The organism is Thermolongibacillus altinsuensis (genome assembly GCF_004341205.1).
Taxonomy (GTDB): domain Bacteria; phylum Bacillota; class Bacilli; order Bacillales; family Anoxybacillaceae; genus Thermolongibacillus; species Thermolongibacillus altinsuensis.
This window is the reverse complement of the sequence record NZ_SLUL01000003.1, coordinates 195743-213048: the sequence shown is the minus strand read 5'-3', so window position 1 is coordinate 213048 and position 17306 is coordinate 195743. Positions and strand designations below refer to the sequence as shown.

The following is a 17306-nucleotide window of genomic DNA, read 5'->3' as shown; positions in this document are numbered from 1 at the left end:
GGGCAATTCATCGTTCCTCAGTTCCATTGTACGGGTTAATATGCACCATGACATTGCGAACGTTTGGAAAGGTCAGTAGCTTTTCCTTTACTTTCTTTCCAATTTGATGCCCTTCCTTAACAGTCATATGAGGGGCAACAGAAATTTTTAAATCGATAATGACATAATGGCCATGTTGGCGCGCATGCAGCTCATCAATTTTTTTCACTTCTGGAAACGATAATACCGCTTGACGCAGATGGTACGCATCTTCTTCATGCCAAACGTGGTCCAGCGTGTTATGAATCGATTCTGCCCCAACACTCCAAGCCATTTTTATCACAAGAAATGAAACAAAGAGTCCTGCCACTGGATCGGCGTATACGAGCCAGTCGATATTCATGTTTGCTCCAATGATCGCCGCTCCTATGCCAATAAGAGCCGCAAGGGATGAAAAGACGTCCGAGCGATGTTCGTACGCATTGGCAATAATCGCATCGCTGTTAATTTTTTTACCAATATGATATTTGTATCGAAACATCGCTTCCTTCACGACGATCGAAAAAATAACAGCGTAAATCGCCATCGTCTTCGGTGGTTCCACTTCCTTAAAAAAAGAAACAAACGAAGATTTTCCAATTTCAATTCCGATCAAAAATAACACAACAGCGACAATAATGGCTGCAATCGATTCCGCTTTGCCGTGCCCGTATGGATGGTCTTCATCTGGCGGTTGTTTTGCGATCCGCAAACCGATCCAAACGGCAAGAGAACCCGCGACATCGGAAGCGGAATGAACAGCATCAGCAATGAGCGCTTTGCTATTGGCCGCCATGCCAATTCCCCATTTGATCGCCGCTAGGACCACATTGCCGATGACACCGATCATCGCTGCAAATTCAGCCTGTTTAAAACGCGTCTCTTCATTCAAGCATTCCTCTTCCTTTCAATTCATGATCTGTCCACCTTTATTGTATCCTATTTATTTACAAAAAATGACGCCACGGCCAATGCCGTGACGTGTTATACTTCAGGTTCTAAATCTTTCTCGATTTGCGGTTTTCTTTTTCCTTCTTTCAGTTGTTTACTTTTCCAAACAAGCCATAATTGGGAAGCGATAAATAAAGACGAATACGCTCCTGAAATCAAACCGACAAGCAAAGCAAGGGAGAAGTTGCGGATCGATTCGCTTCCAAAAATCAACAAAGCGACAACGGTAATAATGACGGTTAAAACAGTGTTAACAGAACGCCCAAATGTTTGTTGTAAACTTTTGTTGACGATCTCGACAAGATCTTCCGCTTTTTTCACTTTTCGTTTCTTCATGATGTAACGAATGCGGTCGAATGTCACGATCGTATCGTTAATTGAATAACCGATGATCGTTAACACAGCCGCAATAAACGTTAAATCGACTTCAAGGCGCGTTAAACTGAAAAAGGCGACGATGAGGAACGCATCGTGTAAAAGCGCAATAATCGCCGCTAATGCCATATAAAATTCAAAGCGGACCGCCACGTAAATAATAATTCCAACCGAAGCGATTAAAACCGCAATAAATGCATTGCGCGCTAATTCTTTTCCTACCGTCGGTGAAACGGTACTCACGCTCGGTTCCTCTCCGTATAACTTCTTAAAATGCGTTTTCACTTCGGAAATTTGCTTTTGGCTTAACACGCCGATAAAACGAGCGACACCAATTTCTTTTTGAGCACCAGACAAAACGACGTCTTTTGGTTCAAGGCCGAGCTGTTCAAATTGTTCGGTAATTTCGTTTGCATTTAACGTTGTTTTTCCCATCACTTCAATGCGTGTACCGCTGGCAAAGTCAATGCCAAGGTTTAATTTTGCCGTTAGCAAAACAACGATGCCGACAACCGTCAGCGCGCCTGAAAAAATAAAAAACTTTTTGCTATGTTTAACAAAATCGAGACGTTCAAATTTGGTCGGTATGTTCGTATCATCTGTTGTTTTCGTAATATCTAAAATCACGCTTGGATGAACACCGAAGTATTGCGGTTTTTTATTGAAAGCTCGACTTTGTACCAATAAGCCAAGCAATAAGCGCGTGAGGTATACATTCGTTAAAAAGCTTGCTAAAATGCTGATGATCAGCATCGTCGCAAATCCTTTGACGGAGCTTGTCCCGTAAATAAATAAAACAACTCCAGCAATAATCGTCGTAAGGTTTGCATCTAAAATCGTCGCAAATGAACCGCGGTTTCCGACGCGATAGGCAGACATAATCGATTTACCTAGTTTAATCTCATCTTTAATGCGCTCATATGTAATAATGTTCGCATCAACAGCCATTCCGACGCCGAGAATGAGCGCCGCAATCCCTGGAAGCGTCAATACTCCGTTCATCCAATCAAAAATAAGCAAAATTAAATAAATATAAACGCTTAGCGTTATCACCGCAACCAAACCTGGTAAACGGTAAAAAGCGATCATAAATAAGAAAATGATAGCGACGGCAACAATTCCGGCAAACACTGTTTTTTGTAACGCATTTTCACCAAACTGCGCTCCAACCGATGTAGAGTAAATTTCTTTCAGTTCCACCGGAAGCGCTCCAGCGTTTAATAAATCAGCAAGCTGTTTCGCTTCATCAACCGTAAAATTCCCTACAATCGATACATCCGTTTGATTAAACACTTGATCGACGCGAGCGGCTGAAATAAATTTTGGATGCTCTTTTCCGACTTCTTTTGCGTATGAGTCGACCCCTTCCTTGAAATCAAGCCAAATGACGAGAATGTTATTTGGGGCCATGCTAAGCACTTTTTCGGTTACTTGCTTAAATTTATTTGCATCTTTTAGCGTGATGGCTACACACGGTTTTCCTTTATCGTCAAACGTTTGCTTCGCTCCGCCTTCGACGAGATCGCTCCCGTCCATCAATACGTTATCATTGACATCTCGAAACGTCAGTTTTGCTTCTGTGGAAAGGATTTCACGCGCTTTATTTTGATCTTTCACGCCAGCTAATTGAACGCGAATGCGATTCTTTCCTTCAATTTGGATGTTCGGTTCGCTTACACCAAGCACGTTAATTCGTTTATTTAAAGCGCTCACCGTACTAAGCAAAACGTTTTTGTCAATTTTGTCGCCTTTTTTCGCCGGCTTGACTTCGTATAAAATTTCAAATCCGCCTTGAAGATCTAGGCCAAGCTTAATATCTCTTACAATTTTTTCCGCCGTTCCTCCAATCGTTCCGCCCAACAAAAGCAGAAGCAGGAAGAAGGCAATGATTCGACTGCGTTTTACCATAAAAATCCTCCTCTATTCTGGCGTTTGCCAGAATTTTTACCAACAAGACAAATTATGAAGTAGATTGCACATCCTGTCAATTTATGCAGGAAAAATTAAAACAATTGTTCTAATTCGGCTGCTCCCTCTTCGGTAAACCAATTTTCTTTTTTTTGTTCTTTTGTCGTGACATACGTCATGTAGTCGCTCGCTGTTAACGAAAGAATATCGCTTACAAGTTCAAATAGCTTTTTTTCTTCTTTTAGTCTTTTCCACTTTTTGCTTTTTAAACAGTTCCAAACCTCATCGACAGTGGCTTGCTCATATCCGAGTAATTTTAATTCATCCACTTTTGAAATAAGCGCAGGCATTAATTGTTTACGTAATATTTCATTCATCGCTACTCCCCCATTTTGTCATGCTTGGACAACTCATGCATATAGTTAATTGTATAAAAGATGACCTCATTTGAGAAGGTAGGGAGCGAGATGTCAAAGTTTTTAAAAGGGACGATCATTTTAATCATTGCGGGATTGATCACAAGAATTCTCGGGTTTATTAATCGAATTGTCGTTGCCCGCCTTATTGGTGAAGAAGGAGTCGGACTATACATGATGGCTGTGCCGACGCTCGTATTAGCCATTACGATCACCCAATTCGGACTTCCGGTCGCTATCTCCAAGCTCGTTGCTGAAGCGGAAGCGATCGGGGATCGGCGCAAAATAAAAAAGATTTTAGTCGTTTCGTTAGCGTTAACAACCGGATTAAGCATCGTTTTCTTTCCGGCGCTTCTTTTCATCGCTCCCATTTTATCAAAGACGTTGTTTACCGATTCACGCGTCTATTACCCGCTCATCGCCATTGCACCCGTTGTGCCCATTATCGCGATTTCATCCGTGTTGCGCGGCTATTTTCAAGGAAAGCAGCAAATGAAACCATACGCGTATTCGCAGCTTCTTGAACAAATCGTGCGCATTTTGCTTATCGCCGCTTTTACAACAGCGTTTCTTCCGTACGGAGTGGAATACGCAGCAGCAGGAGCGATGCTTTCAGCGGTCATTGGCGAATTCGTTTCGCTTATTTATTTATTCATCATGTTCAAATTAAAAAAACCGTTAAAAATCCGGCATCGTTTTTTTGCATATGTGAAAGCAGGAAAAGATACGTTTGTTTCGCTTATGCGCATCGCATTACCGACAACAGGCAGCCGCTTAATTGGCTCGATCGCATGGTTTTTTGAACCGATTGTCGTTGCCCAAAGTTTGGCCATTGCAGGAGTTACAGCTGTGAACGCAACAAAGCAATACGGAGAGTTGACAGGATATGCTCTGCCGCTTTTAATGTTGCCTTCCTTTATTACATACTCGTTAGCCACCTCGCTCGTTCCAGCCATTAGCGAAGCGGCGGCAAAAAAGCGGCAATTGCTGATTGAATATCGCTTACAACAAGCGATGCGCCTTTCTCTCTTGGCAGGCGGACTATCGGTCGTCGTTCTATATGTGTTAGCTGAACCAATTATGCAGCTGATGTATGGTACAAATAACGCAGCCGTTTTTGTCAAAGTGATGGCTCCATTTTTTCTCTTCTACTATGTACAAGGGCCGCTTCAAGCGGTATTACAAGGGCTGGATTTAGCAAAAGCAGCGATGATCAACAGCTTCATCGGAGCGGCAATAAAAACATTGCTGATCTTTCTGCTCGCAACCAACCCGTCTTTAGGAATCATGGGAGCCGCTCTGGCGATCACCGTCGGCATCGTACTTGTGACACTTCTCCATCTAGCGACCATTATCAAAGCGGTTTCCCTTTCTTTTTATGTTAAAGAATATATCGCCCATATTCTCATGATCGTGATCGTGGGTGTCATCGGACATGTACTTTTTAACTACCTTTCTCTTTCCCTTTCTGTTCGAACCTCCGTCACCATGATCGTGATGTTGATCGTTTATGTGGTTCTTTCAATATTTTTCCGTTTCATTAAAAAAGATGAAATAAAGCAAATCTTTCATAAATAACTAATCTTTTTCATCAATATAAAAAATGCCGTCTTCGTACGTGCAATACGAAATTTTTTTAATATCTTTATATCCACGCTTACGCAATTGTTGGCGAAGCCATAAATTGGTTTGATCAATAAGCGCTAAATGTTCTTCTTGAATGACACCGTCTTTAATCAGCGGCAACGCCAAGGACGGTTGTTTCTTTTTTCCTTTTTCTTTTTCAAACACCGATAGTTTCCCTGAAGGTTCTAAAATCGCAAATTCGACATCTGCCACATTTTTTACGTTTTTTTCACGCAATTGCACAAGCAAATCATCGAAGTTATAACGTTGTTTTCGCATCGCTTCTTCATCGATTTTTCCTTTGTTAATAATAATCGTAGGCTTCCCATCCACCAGCTCGCGAAACGTTTCGCTTTTTAGTGACAAAAGCGCAAATAAAATTTGAATGATCATTAAAACCAGCATGGGCACCACCGTATGAAGCAGCGGATCTTCCGTTTTTTCAATCGCTATAACGGCCATTTCCCCAATCATGATAAAGACGACTAAATCAAGAATGCTTAATTCGCCAATTTCCCGCTTCCCCATAATCCGAAAAATCAACAAAATTAAAAAATATAAAAACAGCGTTCGCGCAATCATGATGACATATTGTTCCAACGTTCATCCTCCTTTCTGTTCATAGTGTGAATCAATCATTTTTGTTCATACATTTTTATTCTAATTCATGAAAAAAACGAATATGTTGTTGTAAAGGAATGTTGTCCAAAGGAGGGGAAGACATGGTGAGATGGGGAAAGGCAATCGCTTACGGGGTCACCACCATTTTTTTGCTCGCGATCGTCATTAGTTTTCTTTTAGCGCTCATTTTGAAATTGACCAATTATCAAGAATCATCATTGCAATGGTTTATCAACGTTTGTGCCTTTTTCGCCGTTTTTTTCGGAGGATTAATCGCAGGTGGAAAAGGAAAAGAAAGAGGATGGATTTTGGGCGGATCAACGAGCTTATTATTTACATTAATCGTGTACTTATTTCAATTCCTCGGCTTAGAACAAGCTTTTTCGGTTGAGCAATGGGGGTATCATGCTGGGTTTCTTATTACCGCCATGGTTGGCGGAATGATTGGCGTGAACATCGCATCTTCACGTTCGCGAAATTCATAAAAAAGGCGGTCGCTGTGACCACCTTTTTATTTTTCGCTGACCACTTCGCGTATAGCGGCGCGGTCGTATGTAAGACGAGAACCGTCACCAGCGCGAATGACAACCGTATTTTCGTCAAGCGAATCAATGATGCCATGCAAGCCGCCAATCGTGATGACTTTGTCACCTTTTTTCAAGTTCGCTTGCATTTGTTGTATTGCTTTTTGCCGCTTTTGCTGCGGACGAATCAGCAAGAAGTAAAAGATCGCCAAGAAGAAAAGAAGCGGCAAAAGATTCATCAACGTGTTCATTTCGTTCTCACCCCTTTCTAAGCAACTAGAAGTTTTTCGCATTTGGTTTATTAAATCCATAACGTTCAAAAAACTCTTCACGGAAATCGCCAAGACGATCTTCACGAATGGCTTGACGGACTTGCTCCATTAATTTTATCAAAAAGTAGACGTTATGGTAAGAAGTGAGTCGAATACCAAACGTTTCATCGCACTTAATAAGATGGCGAATGTAAGCGCGCGTATAATTACGGCATGTGTAACAATCGCAATTTGGATCCAGCGGTGAAAAGTCGCGAGCGTATTTCGCGTTTTTAATGACGACACGCCCTTCGCTCGTCATCACCGTGCCATTTCGACCAATTCGAGTCGGCAATACGCAATCGAACATATCAATTCCACGAATCGCACCATCAATGAGTGAATCAGGTGAACCGACGCCCATTAAGTAACGCGGTTTATTTGCCGGTAAAAGCGGCGTTGTAAATTCAAGCACTCGGTTCATTACTTCTTTTGGCTCTCCAACAGACAGTCCCCCAACCGCATAACCTGGAAAATCGAGCGATACTAAATCTTGTGCACTTTGCTTGCGCAGATCTTCAAATTCGCCGCCTTGCACAATTCCAAATAATCCTTGTTCGTTTGGTCGCTTATGGGCTTTTAAACAACGCTCCGCCCAGCGACTTGTTCGTTCAACGGATTGTTTCATATACTCGTATGTCGCTGGATACGGAGGACACTCGTCAAACGCCATCATAATATCCGAACCGAGCGCGTTTTGAATTTCCATTGCTTTTTCTGGAGAAAGGAAGAGCTTATCCCCATTTAAATGATTGCGGAAATACACGCCTTCTTCTTCGATGCGTCGGAATTCGCTTAAACTAAACACTTGGAATCCGCCTGAATCCGTTAAAATCCCGCGATCCCAATTCATAAATTTGTGCAACCCGCCCGCTTCTTTTACAATTTCATGACCGGGACGGAGCCATAAATGATACGTATTGCTTAAAATAACGCCTGCTCCCATCTCTTTTAGTTCTTCCGGTGATAATGTTTTTACCGTCGCAAGCGTTCCAACTGGCATAAACATCGGCGTTTCAAACGAACCGTGCGGCGTATGCAAAATTCCTAATCGCGCACCCGTTTGCTTACACGTTTTAATGAGTTCATAACGAATCGGTGTCAACTTCAGATAGCTCCTTTCTTTGTTGTTCAAATGATAAGCATCGCATCGCCAAAACTGAAAAAGCGATAACGTTCTTTAACGGCTTCTTCGTATGCACGCAACACATTTTCCCGGCCAGCTAACGCGCTCACAAGCATGATCAGCGTGGATTTCGGCAAATGAAAGTTGGTGACCATGCCATCAATCGCTTTAAACTCATAGCCTGGATAAATAAAAATATCCGTCCAACCGCTTTCAGCAACAAATGTACCGTTATGTTTAGAGGCAATCGTTTCAAGCGTGCGCGTCGATGTCGTTCCAACCGCGATAATCCGGCCGCCGCGTTGTTTCACTTCATTTAAGAGGCGAGCCGTTCCTTCTGTCATTTGGTAAAACTCGGCATGCATATCATGTTCTTCCACATTTTCAGCGCTGACAGGACGAAACGTTCCTAAGCCGACGTGAAGTGTAATAAAGGCGATATGTACACCTTTTGCCCGAATGTCATCAAGAAGCTGCTCCGTAAAATGCAATCCTGCTGTCGGTGCAGCTGCTGAACCAAGTTCACGAGCATACACCGTTTGATAGCGTTCACGGTCATCTAATTGCTCTTTAATGTAAGGAGGAAGCGGCATCTCTCCAAGCGCCTCGAGCACTTCGTAAAAAATGCCGTCATAGGCAAACTCCAACACTCGCCCTCCATGTTCCAACGCCTCCACGCATGTCGCTTTTAATCGGCCATCGCCAAATGAAAGCGTTGTACCGACTTTGACGCGCTTTGCTGGTTTGACAAGCGTTTCCCAACGGTCTCCCTCTAGCTGCTTTAAAAGAAGAACTTCAATATGCGCCCCTGTATCTTCTTTTTCGCCATAAAGGCGAGCTGGTAATACACGCGTATCGTTTAAAACGAGACAATCACCCTCATTTAAATACGATAAAATGGCGCGAAAGGTTTCTTCATGTTTGGTCTCACCTGTGCGTTTGTTTAACACCATCAACCGCGATGCTTCCCGATTCGGAAGCGGCGTTTGGGCAATGAGTTCTTCTGGTAGATGAAAATCGAATAAATCTACTTTCATGCTGCTTCACCTGCTTATTCTTGTTTTAACGAAAACGTCCGAGAATATAAAAGATCAATGACAAAAAGATGCTTAATAAGATTGATGTGACAATTGGAAAATAAAACGTTGTATTTCCCTTTTTAATGATGATGTCTCCAGGCAATCTTCCAAGCTTAATAAATTGCATAAGAAAACCAATGATGATGAGAATAGCACCGATCATCATAATGGTTTTCGGAAGACTATTCACGATGGGACACCTCCATTCCGAAATGTTGATAAGCTAAATGCGTGACAATGCGTCCGCGCGGTGTTCGTTGTAAAAAGCCAATTTGCAATAAATACGGTTCGTATACATCTTCAATCGTTTGTGCCTCTTCACCGATCGTTGCGGCAATCGTTTCCAGTCCGACTGGACCGCCGCGAAATTTTTCAATGATATTTTTCAACAGCTTATGATCAATATGATCCAATCCTAATCGATCGACTTGCAATAATTCAAGCGCTTCTTGCGCCAAAGGAAGCGTAATCGTTCCATCGCCGCGAACTTGAGCGAAATCGCGAACGCGCCGAAGTAAGCGATTCGCAATACGCGGCGTTCCTCGAGAACGTCTGGCAATTTCAAAGGAGGCATCGTCCTCAATTTCTACAGAGAGAATATGCGCCGTTCGTTGAACAATTTGAGCAAGTTGTTCCGTCGTATAATATTCTAATCGACTTAAAACACCAAAGCGATCGCGAAGCGGAGCAGATAAAGCCCCCGAACGTGTGGTTGCTCCCACAAGTGTAAACGGCGGAAGGTCGATGCGTACCGAACGCGCTGTTGGCCCTTTCCCGATCACAATATCCAAACAATAATCTTCCATCGCTGGATACAGTACTTCTTCCACCGCGCGAGGAAGACGATGGATTTCATCGATAAACAGAACATCTCCAGGTTCAAGCGATGTTAAAATGGCCGCTAAATCGCCCGGACGTTCAATGGCTGGACCTGCGGTTGTTCGTAAATTGACCCCCATTTCATTCGCAATGATTGCCGCCAGCGTCGTTTTTCCAAGCCCAGGCGGCCCGTATAAAAGCACATGATCGAGCGTTTCTCCCCGCATTTTAGCTGCCTCAATAAATACATTTAAGTTATCTTTTACTTTTTCTTGGCCAATATATTCTCGCAAAAATTTTGGGCGAAGGCTATACTCAAGCGATAAATCTTCATGGTTTGCCGCGCTTGAGATGAGTCGTTCCTCCATCGCGCTCTCCCCCCTATTTCAATAGTTTTTGTAGCGCCAGTTTAATGTATCCTTCTGTCGACAGCTGCTCTTTCTGCAATAAAGGAAGGATTTTTTGAATTTCTTTTTCCGCATAGCCAAGTGCTTTTAGCGCTTCGATGGCTTCTTCTAACGCTTGTAAACGAGGAACAACCTCTTCGGTAAACAAATCTGGCAATGCGTTTGGAATGATGTGATGCAGCTTTCCTTTTAAATCGAGAATCATTTGCCGAGCTGTTTTTTTACCGACCCCTGGGAATTTGCATAAAAATTTTTCATTTTCCGTTTCAATCGCTTCAACGAGTTGCTGCGGTGCTCCGGCAGCTAAAATCGCCAATCCGCCTTTCGGCCCGATGCCTGATACTTGCAAAAGTTTCGCAAACAACGCACGCTCTTCGCGCGTATGGAATCCGTAAAGCGCCATAACATCTTCACGCACATATTGATATGTATAAACCGTAATCGGATTTTGTCTGTCGACTCGAAACGAAAACGGATTGGGCGTAAAAATTTGATACCCGATTCCATTGTTTTCAATCACAATATATTCTGGGCAGACGTAATCAACATAGCCGCGAATAAACTCAATCAACAGCGATACTCCTCTCCATTTTGTCGCTGTTTCTCATTTTAACATACAACAAGCAAAAAGTCCCCTAGCGCTAGGAGACTATTTGTAGAAAGGTTTATACGTTTCAAGGATACGCTCATAATTCTCTTTTGAGTGAACGCGAATTCCTTTTTTTAATTTTTCGTGTTGATGACTTTCAAGCTTTTCGACGTCAATTTGAAAAAACGATTGAATAACGCGTGAAGATTCGTCAGGTTTTCCTTCAAAAATAGAAAGCGTCCCATCTTCTGTAATTCCAAAATATCCGTTCGCTTTTGCTAATGGCGAAATATCGTTCATCTCTTTTTGGAAGACGATTTGCTCATCATCCATATTGACGAGCTGCCACTCTTTATATTTCTTCCAAATTTCCTTCATGGACGTAACCGTCTCTTCTTTAATTTCTTCACTCACTTCCCCATCTAAATACATTCTCTCTAAAATGACTGTCATCTCAACGGAGGAGGCTTGCACATTTCCCATTAAAAGAAAACTAAATATGATTGACAATATTCCTTGCATCATAGTTCACCTCATTTTACAGTTTCACCATCATGAGAAATTTTATCCAAAAAATAAACGGCCTTGTCGAGCGGACAAGACCGTTTATTGTTATTACTCAAGCACAGACTCATCTAAATTGTGGTAAACTTCCTGCACGTCATCATCATCTTCAAGCATATCAATAAGTCTTAGCATTTTTGTTAAGTCATCGCCCGTTAATGTCGTGTATGTTTTTGGAATCATCGTAATTTCCGCGCTAGCAAACGTAAATCCTTGCGCGGCTAACGCATTTTTGACTTCTTCAAAGTTTTCAGGAGATGTATAAATTTCGAATGAATCTTCTGTTGTTTCCATTTCGTCTGCGCCTGCTTCAATCGCTTGAAGAAGCATTTCATCTTCATCTATGTTCAAGTCTTCACGAGCAATGACAAGCAAACCTTTTCGGTCGAACAAATAAGAAACGCAACCGGTTTCCCCAAGATTTCCGCCATTTTTCGAAAAGGCGACACGAACGTTGGAAGCGGTGCGATTTTTATTATCGGTAAGGCATGTAACCATGACCGCAACGCCGCCTGGACCGTATCCTTCGTACTTGATTTCTTCGTAATTGGTATGCTCTTGGTTTCCTGTCGCTTTTTTAATTGCGCGTTCAATATTTTCATTCGGCATATTTGCCGCTTTTGCTTTTTCAATAGCGAGACGTAAGCTTGAATTGGAACTTGGGTCACCGCCGCCCATTTTTGCCGCTACATAAATTTCTTTCGCTAATTTCATAAATAGTTTTCCGCGTTTGGCATCTTGGGCATTTTTGCGCCGCTGAATGTTTTTCCACTTGGAATGTCCAGCCATTTATATCCCCTCTCATTCATGAAGATGTCCACTAAACACTATAGCAAAAATAAAACAAAAAGAACAGGGGAACTCCCTGTTCTTTTAGCCACGATTCATAAACGGCCGTTCGATCCGATCTCCCATATCGTTAAAAATCGAGCGAATGTCATCTTGGATTCGATCCATCGGGCCGCCATCGCGAATGTCGTTGTCAATGGTGCGAATGCGATTATACATGCTTGGATTCGCTACAACGCGAACCGACTTTCCTTTTGTGTACGGAGCAATCGCCCGTTTGACAAACTGTTCCACGCGAGTGTCATCTTTACCGTTTGTCGAAACCGCTACTAAAACACGATCACCTGAAACAAGTGTACGTGCATCTTTCACATTTTGTACACGAATAGCACGCTTTGAAATTTTTTCAGCGAGCGCACCGTCGTAGTTGTTGTAGTAGGATGAGCGCGTACGTCCATCCATCGTATTTAAATGCCCATGGTAATTGCGATCGGCTCTGCTAAAGTTCCTGTCTACAGATGGAACACGATTCGTCGCATAACGATTCGTCGTGCCGCGATCGAACATTTCTGTAATCGGACCATCGTTATCACGAACGGCACGAACATTTCCGTTCAAGCGATTTGTTCCATATCGACCGTATTGATACTGGTCGGTTAAATTATTTTCATTCGAATAATAACCAATTGGACGCGTTTGATTATTATAACGCGTATCGAACGCCTGATTATTACAAGCCACAAGCCCGCTAAGCGCAACGACGGCTCCCAACGCCACGATTTTTTTTCGCAATCCCAAAACCCCCTTCTGTTTAGTGTAGACAAAACCGTCTACATGATTATGTTGACACAGAAAGGGGTTTTTATGGCTGTTACTTATCGGCAAAATTAGAACTTCGGTGGCGCAATCGCAAGTCGGCGTTTATGATGTGAACGTTCATGTAAGCGTTCAATAATTTGTCGATCTTTTTCTGGAATTTCTTCTCCTCTTAAATATTTGTCAATCATTTCGTATGTCGTGCCCATTTCATTTTCATCTGTTTGTCCTTCCCAAAGTCCCGCGCTTGGTGCCTTTGTGATGATTTCTTCAGGCACGCCAAGAATGCGAGCCATTTCGCGCACTTCTCCTTTTGTGAAATGGACAAGCGGAACTAAATCAACTCCACCGTCCCCATATTTTGTGAAATATCCCGTATACCATTCAGCTGCATTATCCGTTCCCACAACGATATAACCATAGTTGTTCGCTACGGCATATAATGTTGTCATCCGCAAACGCGCGCGCGTATTTGCATCACCAAGGCGAGCCGCATTCTCATTCCATTCTCCTTTTGCTTTGAGCTGCTTCTCAATTTCGCCGAACAATACTCGATGCGTTTCCGTTAAGTCAATAATGTGATAGTCAATGCCACAACTTGCAACGACCTTTAATGCATCTTCTTTATCTTTCGGATTGCTTTTGCATGGCATAATTAATCCTAAAGAACGGTCAGGAAACGCTCGCTTAATTAAATGGGCAACGACGGCAGAGTCGATTCCTCCGCTAATGCCGACAATCGCACCGTTCAGCCCAGCATTTTTTACTTGTTCACGTAGCCACTCAACTAATTTTTCAATTTTTTGTTCCATTTATGTACATCCCTTTCTACATAGTTTAAAATTATATGTTCATTTATTATATGCTCATTTTATCACACAAAAATTTAAAATAAAAAGAGACGATTTTCTTTCATCGTCTCTTTTCGTTGCTTAATCCTCATTTTCATCTTCACGATAAGGAACTGGCCAATAAGGTGAATATGGCATTGGCTGTGCCCCGTATGGCATCATCGGAGAATATGGAAACGGATAGGTCGGCATCGGCTGCGGCATTATGCTTGGTTGAGAATATGGCTGAGAAGGTGGTTGATAATATGGTTGATATTGGTCATACGGCTGTGGCATTGGCGAGTACGTTGGTGCTGTGCTTGGCCCCATTGGAAAACTCGTTCCGATTGGTTGAGTTGGCATACTTGGCTGCATGAGCGGTTGATACGGAGACGGTGGTTGAACATTTGGCTGTTGCGGCCAAACATTTGATTGGAATCCATCACATCCGCAATCATCCATTTGCTCTCCGGCTAGTTGATAAGGCATAAAAGGTTGTACGGGAGGATACATTGGATAAAATCCGTATCCAGGCAAAACAGGTGTCATTGGGATACATGGAATCGGTGCAATTGGCTGCATGATCGGTTGTTGCATCATTGGTTTTTCCGGCATCGGTTCTGGTGGAGCAAGTGGCACTTCTTCCTCTTCCTCCTCTGCTACGGCAAACGGATTTGGTTGAATAGGTGCCTGATACATTGGGCCGATATTTGGCTGAATAGGCACTTGATACATTGGATCGATATTTGGCATTGGTGGAATGTACGGCATTTTCGGAATTTCTGGAGCAGGCTGTTCATCGACTTCTTCCTGTTTCATAATATCCGGCAAAATATTTGGCGGTTTCGGCGGAATTTGTGGCCCTTTTGGTTCCACCTTCTTCTCTGCTACCGGTAAAGTGGTTGGTGGCACGACGTTCATAAGCGGGGCGACATTCATCGCTTTTTCTATTTCTTTTTCCGGCATCTTCTCTATTTCTTTTTCCTTTTCCACTTTTATCTCTTTTTTGTGTTCAATTTCTACATCAACATCCACCGCAATCATTTTCGGTTTTTCTTCCGCATATGGATGCTCAACCTTTGGCTCTTCTTTTAGTTTCATCTTCGGCTCTTCTTTTTTTACTTGTTTCACTGGAGCAACAGTCGTTGGTATTTTAATTTTCATCCCTGGCATAATTAAATCCGGATTGCTTAAATGAGCATTCATTTTTTTTAACTGCTCGAAATCAACCCCATACTTTTTCGCGATCTTCCAAAGTGTATCCCCTTTTTGGACAATATGAATTTTCACGCGTTTTTCCCCCTCCTATGATAAGACGTGGCGTCTATGTCAGCTTCAGCTTGTCGGTATTAGGCTTCAACATAACTTATGAGCCTACAAAGTGATTTATGATAAAAAATAAACAAGGTCTGGCAGAAAAAAATGCCAGACCTTTATGCGTGTATTAAGCATCTGCTCAGTACCAAAAGCGCGTTGCAAGCTGTTTCTTCTGAACGATGATTGAATTTACAGCTTTCCCTTTTTCAAGCGATTTAAGCACCCAATGCAAATATGGCAAATCAATGCGTTTCATGGACACATATATGGTAGAATAATACGTAAAACAACGATCGATCTATTCGAACAGCTTTTGTAAAAGAAAGGATGGGAAAATGAAAAAGGAGAAGAAAATTCTTGGGGAAGAACGAAGAAAGCTTATTTTACAATGGCTAAAAGAAAGCAACCGTCCGATCACAGGTGCAGAATTATCGAATAAAACAAACGTCAGCCGCCAAGTGATTGTTCAAGATATTTCGCTTTTAAAAGCGCGCAATGAACCCATTATTGCGACAAGCCAAGGGTATTTGTACTTATCAACACCGCCGGCTGAAACGTATACGCGTGTCATCGCTTGTTGCCATACACCAGAACAAACAAAAGAGGAATTGTATCGCATTGTCGATCACGGGGTAACGGTGAAAGATGTTAAAATTGAACATCCTGTCTACGGTGATTTAACCGCTTCCATCATGGTAAGCAACCGTCTAGAAGTCGATCAGTTTATTCGCAAAATTGAAGAAACCAAATCCGCCTATTTATTGCAATTAACAGGAGGAACCCATTTGCATACGCTTGAAGCGGATTCCATTGCTAAATTAGATGCGGCATGCGAAGCGTTAGAAAAGGCTGGATTTTTAATTGAATAGGGTTCAGACAACGTCTGAACCCTATTTTTGTTTCACCGTATAGTACGGATAACTTCCGAGCACTTGAACCGCACAATCAAGCGCCTCTAGCTCAGCGATGGCGCCTGGAATAAGAACATCGTCTAACTTTTGGTCGATGTCGATAATGAAAAAGTAGTTGCCGAGTCCCGTTTTGGCTGGACGGGACTCAATTTTCGTCAAGTTCAGCTTTCGCCAAGCAAATGCAGATAATACTTGATGAAGAGCCCCGGCTTGATCTTTTGGCAATGTAATCATCAGCGTCGTTTTATAGCCATCTGGTTCATGATCAATCGGCAATTCACACGGCTGTTGATGAAGAATAATAAAGCGCGTGTGGTTGTAATCATAATCATGAATATTTTCTTTAGCAATGGCAAGACCGTATTCTTTCGCAGCGAGCCGGTTTCCAATCGCCGCTGCCTTTTCGTGCGGATGCTCGCTTACATATTTTGCTGCCGCGCTCGTTGATGCCATATATTCATAACTTGCCCTTTTTAAATGGCGATGCAAAAATTTATGGCATTGTGCAATCGCATGCGAATGAGAATAAATTCGCTCAATGTTTTTCCATGCATCCGCTTGTTGTGGGTGAACGAGCAAATGCTGCTCAATCGGCGCCACAATTTCGCCAACAATCGGAAGCGAACATTCATGAATCAAATAATCAATTGTTAAATTTACCGATCCTTCAAGCGCATTTTCGAGCGGAACTACCGCTAAATCCACTTCCCCATCTCGCACCGCATCAATGCATTGCGGAATCGTGTTGTACGGAACGCTCTCTGCGTTCGGAAAGATTGCCGTTACCGCTAAATGGGTAAATGTCGCTTTCGGACCTAAATACCCAATCGTCTGCACCCCTGTTTCTCCTCTCTAAGCCCCTGAACCGAGAATTTCAACTTTTTCAACAAACGGCAAATGTTTTAATTGCGAAAGCAATTCATCAATCGTCATCGTCATTTCGCTTGTGCTGATCGATAATGTAACGTTTGCTCGACCTTGAAGCGGGATCGTTTGATGAATCGTCAGCACGTTGCAATTCGCGGAAGCGACAACGCTCAGCAATTTAGAAAGGGTCCCTGAACGGTCTTCAAGATGAAAAAAAAGGGTAATAATTTTTTCGCGCACCATCGTATGAAACGGAAACACCGCATCGCGATATTTATAAAAGACGCTGCGGCTCACATCGACCATTTGCACCGCGTCGGCAACGGAATCGACCTTTTTCCGCTCGATTAACTCTTTTGCCTCCAACACTTTTTTCATTGCCTCTGGCAACACATCTTCGCGTACTAAATAAAACTTTTTGTCCACCGCACAGGTTCCCCTC

General features: G+C 42.6%; 20 protein-coding genes. 3 read left to right on the top strand and 17 right to left on the bottom strand.

Going from position 1 to position 17306, the window contains the following annotated elements; all coding sequences use genetic code 11:
• Positions 1-7 precede the first annotated feature (7 nt).
• The 3 genes from EDD69_RS03965 to EDD69_RS03955 form a co-directional block, all read right to left on the bottom strand.
• On the bottom strand, positions 8-910 hold the full coding sequence (locus EDD69_RS03965) for a cation diffusion facilitator family transporter (RefSeq protein WP_207893244.1): 903 nt from the start codon (positions 908-910) through the stop codon (positions 8-10).
• A 92-nt stretch (positions 911-1002) separates the two neighbouring features.
• Entirely contained in the window at positions 1003-3252 is a 2250-nt protein-coding gene (gene secDF / locus EDD69_RS03960; protein ID WP_132947661.1) for a protein translocase subunit SecDF, read from the bottom strand.
• A 95-nt stretch (positions 3253-3347) separates the two neighbouring features.
• On the bottom strand, positions 3348-3629 hold the full coding sequence (locus EDD69_RS03955; protein ID WP_165871721.1) for a post-transcriptional regulator: 282 nt from the start codon (positions 3627-3629) through the stop codon (positions 3348-3350).
• A gap of 90 nt (positions 3630-3719) precedes the next feature.
• Between EDD69_RS03955 and spoVB the strand changes: the two genes are divergently transcribed.
• Positions 3720-5246 carry a stage V sporulation protein B gene (gene spoVB, locus EDD69_RS03950; RefSeq protein WP_132947660.1) on the top strand — a complete coding sequence of 509 codons (1527 nt, stop codon included), beginning with the start codon at positions 3720-3722 and terminating at the stop codon, positions 5244-5246.
• On the opposite strand, the gene EDD69_RS03945 is transcribed toward spoVB, so the two are convergent.
• Positions 5247-5876, bottom strand: a complete 630-nt coding sequence (locus EDD69_RS03945; RefSeq protein WP_132947723.1) for a DUF421 domain-containing protein — start codon at positions 5874-5876, stop codon at positions 5247-5249.
• A gap of 140 nt (positions 5877-6016) precedes the next feature.
• Between EDD69_RS03945 and EDD69_RS03940 the strand changes: the two genes are divergently transcribed.
• Entirely contained in the window at positions 6017-6400 is a 384-nt protein-coding gene (locus tag EDD69_RS03940) for a TIGR04086 family membrane protein (protein ID WP_132947659.1), read from the top strand.
• Between the two features lie 26 nt (positions 6401-6426).
• Here the strand turns inward: EDD69_RS03940 and yajC are convergent, their stop codons facing one another.
• The 11 genes from yajC to safA all read right to left on the bottom strand — a co-directional run bounded on the left by yajC (position 6427) and on the right by safA (position 15059).
• Positions 6427-6690 carry a preprotein translocase subunit YajC gene (gene yajC / locus EDD69_RS03935; protein WP_132947658.1) on the bottom strand — a complete coding sequence of 88 codons (264 nt, stop codon included), beginning with the start codon at positions 6688-6690 and terminating at the stop codon, positions 6427-6429.
• Positions 6691-6715: 25 nt separating this feature from the next.
• On the bottom strand, positions 6716-7855 hold the full coding sequence (gene tgt, locus EDD69_RS03930) for a tRNA guanosine(34) transglycosylase Tgt (protein WP_132947657.1): 1140 nt from the start codon (positions 7853-7855) through the stop codon (positions 6716-6718).
• Between the two features lie 26 nt (positions 7856-7881).
• On the bottom strand, positions 7882-8913 hold the full coding sequence (gene queA, locus EDD69_RS03925) for a tRNA preQ1(34) S-adenosylmethionine ribosyltransferase-isomerase QueA (protein WP_132947656.1): 1032 nt from the start codon (positions 8911-8913) through the stop codon (positions 7882-7884).
• Between the two features lie 25 nt (positions 8914-8938).
• Positions 8939-9145 carry a DUF2905 domain-containing protein gene (locus EDD69_RS03920; RefSeq protein ID WP_132947655.1) on the bottom strand — a complete coding sequence of 69 codons (207 nt, stop codon included), beginning with the start codon at positions 9143-9145 and terminating at the stop codon, positions 8939-8941.
• The gene (gene ruvB / locus EDD69_RS03915; protein WP_132947654.1) at positions 9138-10142 is read right to left on the bottom strand and encodes a Holliday junction branch migration DNA helicase RuvB; all 1005 of its coding nucleotides are present in this window, start codon (positions 10140-10142) and stop codon (positions 9138-9140) included. Before ruvB ends, EDD69_RS03920 begins: the two co-directional genes overlap by 8 nt.
• 13 nt (positions 10143-10155) lie before the next feature.
• Positions 10156-10752: a Holliday junction branch migration protein RuvA gene (gene ruvA, locus EDD69_RS03910; RefSeq protein WP_132947653.1), complete on the bottom strand. Its 597-nt coding sequence runs from the start codon at positions 10750-10752 to the stop codon at positions 10156-10158.
• Between the two features lie 78 nt (positions 10753-10830).
• Positions 10831-11253, bottom strand: coding sequence for a BofC C-terminal domain-containing protein (locus EDD69_RS03905; protein WP_424565331.1), 423 nt, complete (start codon positions 11251-11253; stop codon positions 10831-10833).
• Positions 11254-11385: 132 nt separating this feature from the next.
• Entirely contained in the window at positions 11386-12123 is a 738-nt protein-coding gene (locus EDD69_RS03900; RefSeq protein ID WP_132947651.1) for a YebC/PmpR family DNA-binding transcriptional regulator, read from the bottom strand.
• Between the two features lie 84 nt (positions 12124-12207).
• Positions 12208-12915 (bottom strand): YhcN/YlaJ family sporulation lipoprotein, encoded by a 708-nt coding sequence (locus EDD69_RS03895; protein ID WP_132947650.1) that lies wholly within the window; start codon positions 12913-12915, stop codon positions 12208-12210.
• A 95-nt stretch (positions 12916-13010) separates the two neighbouring features.
• Complete coding sequence (nadE, locus tag EDD69_RS03890) at positions 13011-13751, bottom strand: NAD(+) synthase (RefSeq protein ID WP_132947649.1); 741 nt, start codon at positions 13749-13751, stop codon at positions 13011-13013.
• A gap of 120 nt (positions 13752-13871) precedes the next feature.
• Entirely contained in the window at positions 13872-15059 is a 1188-nt protein-coding gene (gene safA / locus EDD69_RS03880; protein WP_243643035.1) for a SafA/ExsA family spore coat assembly protein, read from the bottom strand.
• Between the two features lie 362 nt (positions 15060-15421).
• Between safA and EDD69_RS03875 the strand changes: the two genes are divergently transcribed.
• Complete coding sequence (locus tag EDD69_RS03875; RefSeq protein ID WP_132947648.1) at positions 15422-15955, top strand: transcription repressor NadR; 534 nt, start codon at positions 15422-15424, stop codon at positions 15953-15955.
• 21 nt (positions 15956-15976) lie between these two features.
• On the opposite strand, the gene pheA is transcribed toward EDD69_RS03875, so the two are convergent.
• Together pheA and EDD69_RS03865 are read right to left on the bottom strand one after the other, a co-directional pair.
• Positions 15977-16834: a prephenate dehydratase gene (gene pheA / locus EDD69_RS03870; protein WP_207893243.1), complete on the bottom strand. Its 858-nt coding sequence runs from the start codon at positions 16832-16834 to the stop codon at positions 15977-15979.
• 15 nt (positions 16835-16849) lie between these two features.
• The gene (locus EDD69_RS03865) at positions 16850-17290 is read right to left on the bottom strand and encodes an ACT domain-containing protein (protein WP_132947647.1); all 441 of its coding nucleotides are present in this window, start codon (positions 17288-17290) and stop codon (positions 16850-16852) included.
• Positions 17291-17306: the final 16 nt, after the last annotated feature.

Coding starts and splice junctions, on each gene's coding strand:
- secDF (WP_132947661.1), bottom strand. CDS start 3,252: ATGGTAAAACGCAGTCGAATCATTGCCTTCTTCCTGCTTCTGCTTTTG.
- EDD69_RS03955 (WP_165871721.1), bottom strand. CDS start 3,629: ATGAATGAAATATTACGTAAACAATTAATGCCTGCGCTTATTTCAAAA.
- spoVB (WP_132947660.1), top strand. CDS start 3,720: ATGTCAAAGTTTTTAAAAGGGACGATCATTTTAATCATTGCGGGATTG.
- EDD69_RS03945 (WP_132947723.1), bottom strand. CDS start 5,876: ATGATTGCGCGAACGCTGTTTTTATATTTTTTAATTTTGTTGATTTTT.
- EDD69_RS03940 (WP_132947659.1), top strand. CDS start 6,017: ATGGTGAGATGGGGAAAGGCAATCGCTTACGGGGTCACCACCATTTTT.
- yajC (WP_132947658.1), bottom strand. CDS start 6,690: ATGAACACGTTGATGAATCTTTTGCCGCTTCTTTTCTTCTTGGCGATC.
- queA (WP_132947656.1), bottom strand. CDS start 8,913: ATGAAAGTAGATTTATTCGATTTTCATCTACCAGAAGAACTCATTGCC.
- ruvB (WP_132947654.1), bottom strand. CDS start 10,142: ATGGAGGAACGACTCATCTCAAGCGCGGCAAACCATGAAGATTTATCG.
- EDD69_RS03905 (WP_424565331.1), bottom strand. CDS start 11,253: ATGGGAAATGTGCAAGCCTCCTCCGTTGAGATGACAGTCATTTTAGAG.
- EDD69_RS03900 (WP_132947651.1), bottom strand. CDS start 12,123: ATGGCTGGACATTCCAAGTGGAAAAACATTCAGCGGCGCAAAAATGCC.
- nadE (WP_132947649.1), bottom strand. CDS start 13,751: ATGGAACAAAAAATTGAAAAATTAGTTGAGTGGCTACGTGAACAAGTA.
- EDD69_RS03875 (WP_132947648.1), top strand. CDS start 15,422: ATGAAAAAGGAGAAGAAAATTCTTGGGGAAGAACGAAGAAAGCTTATT.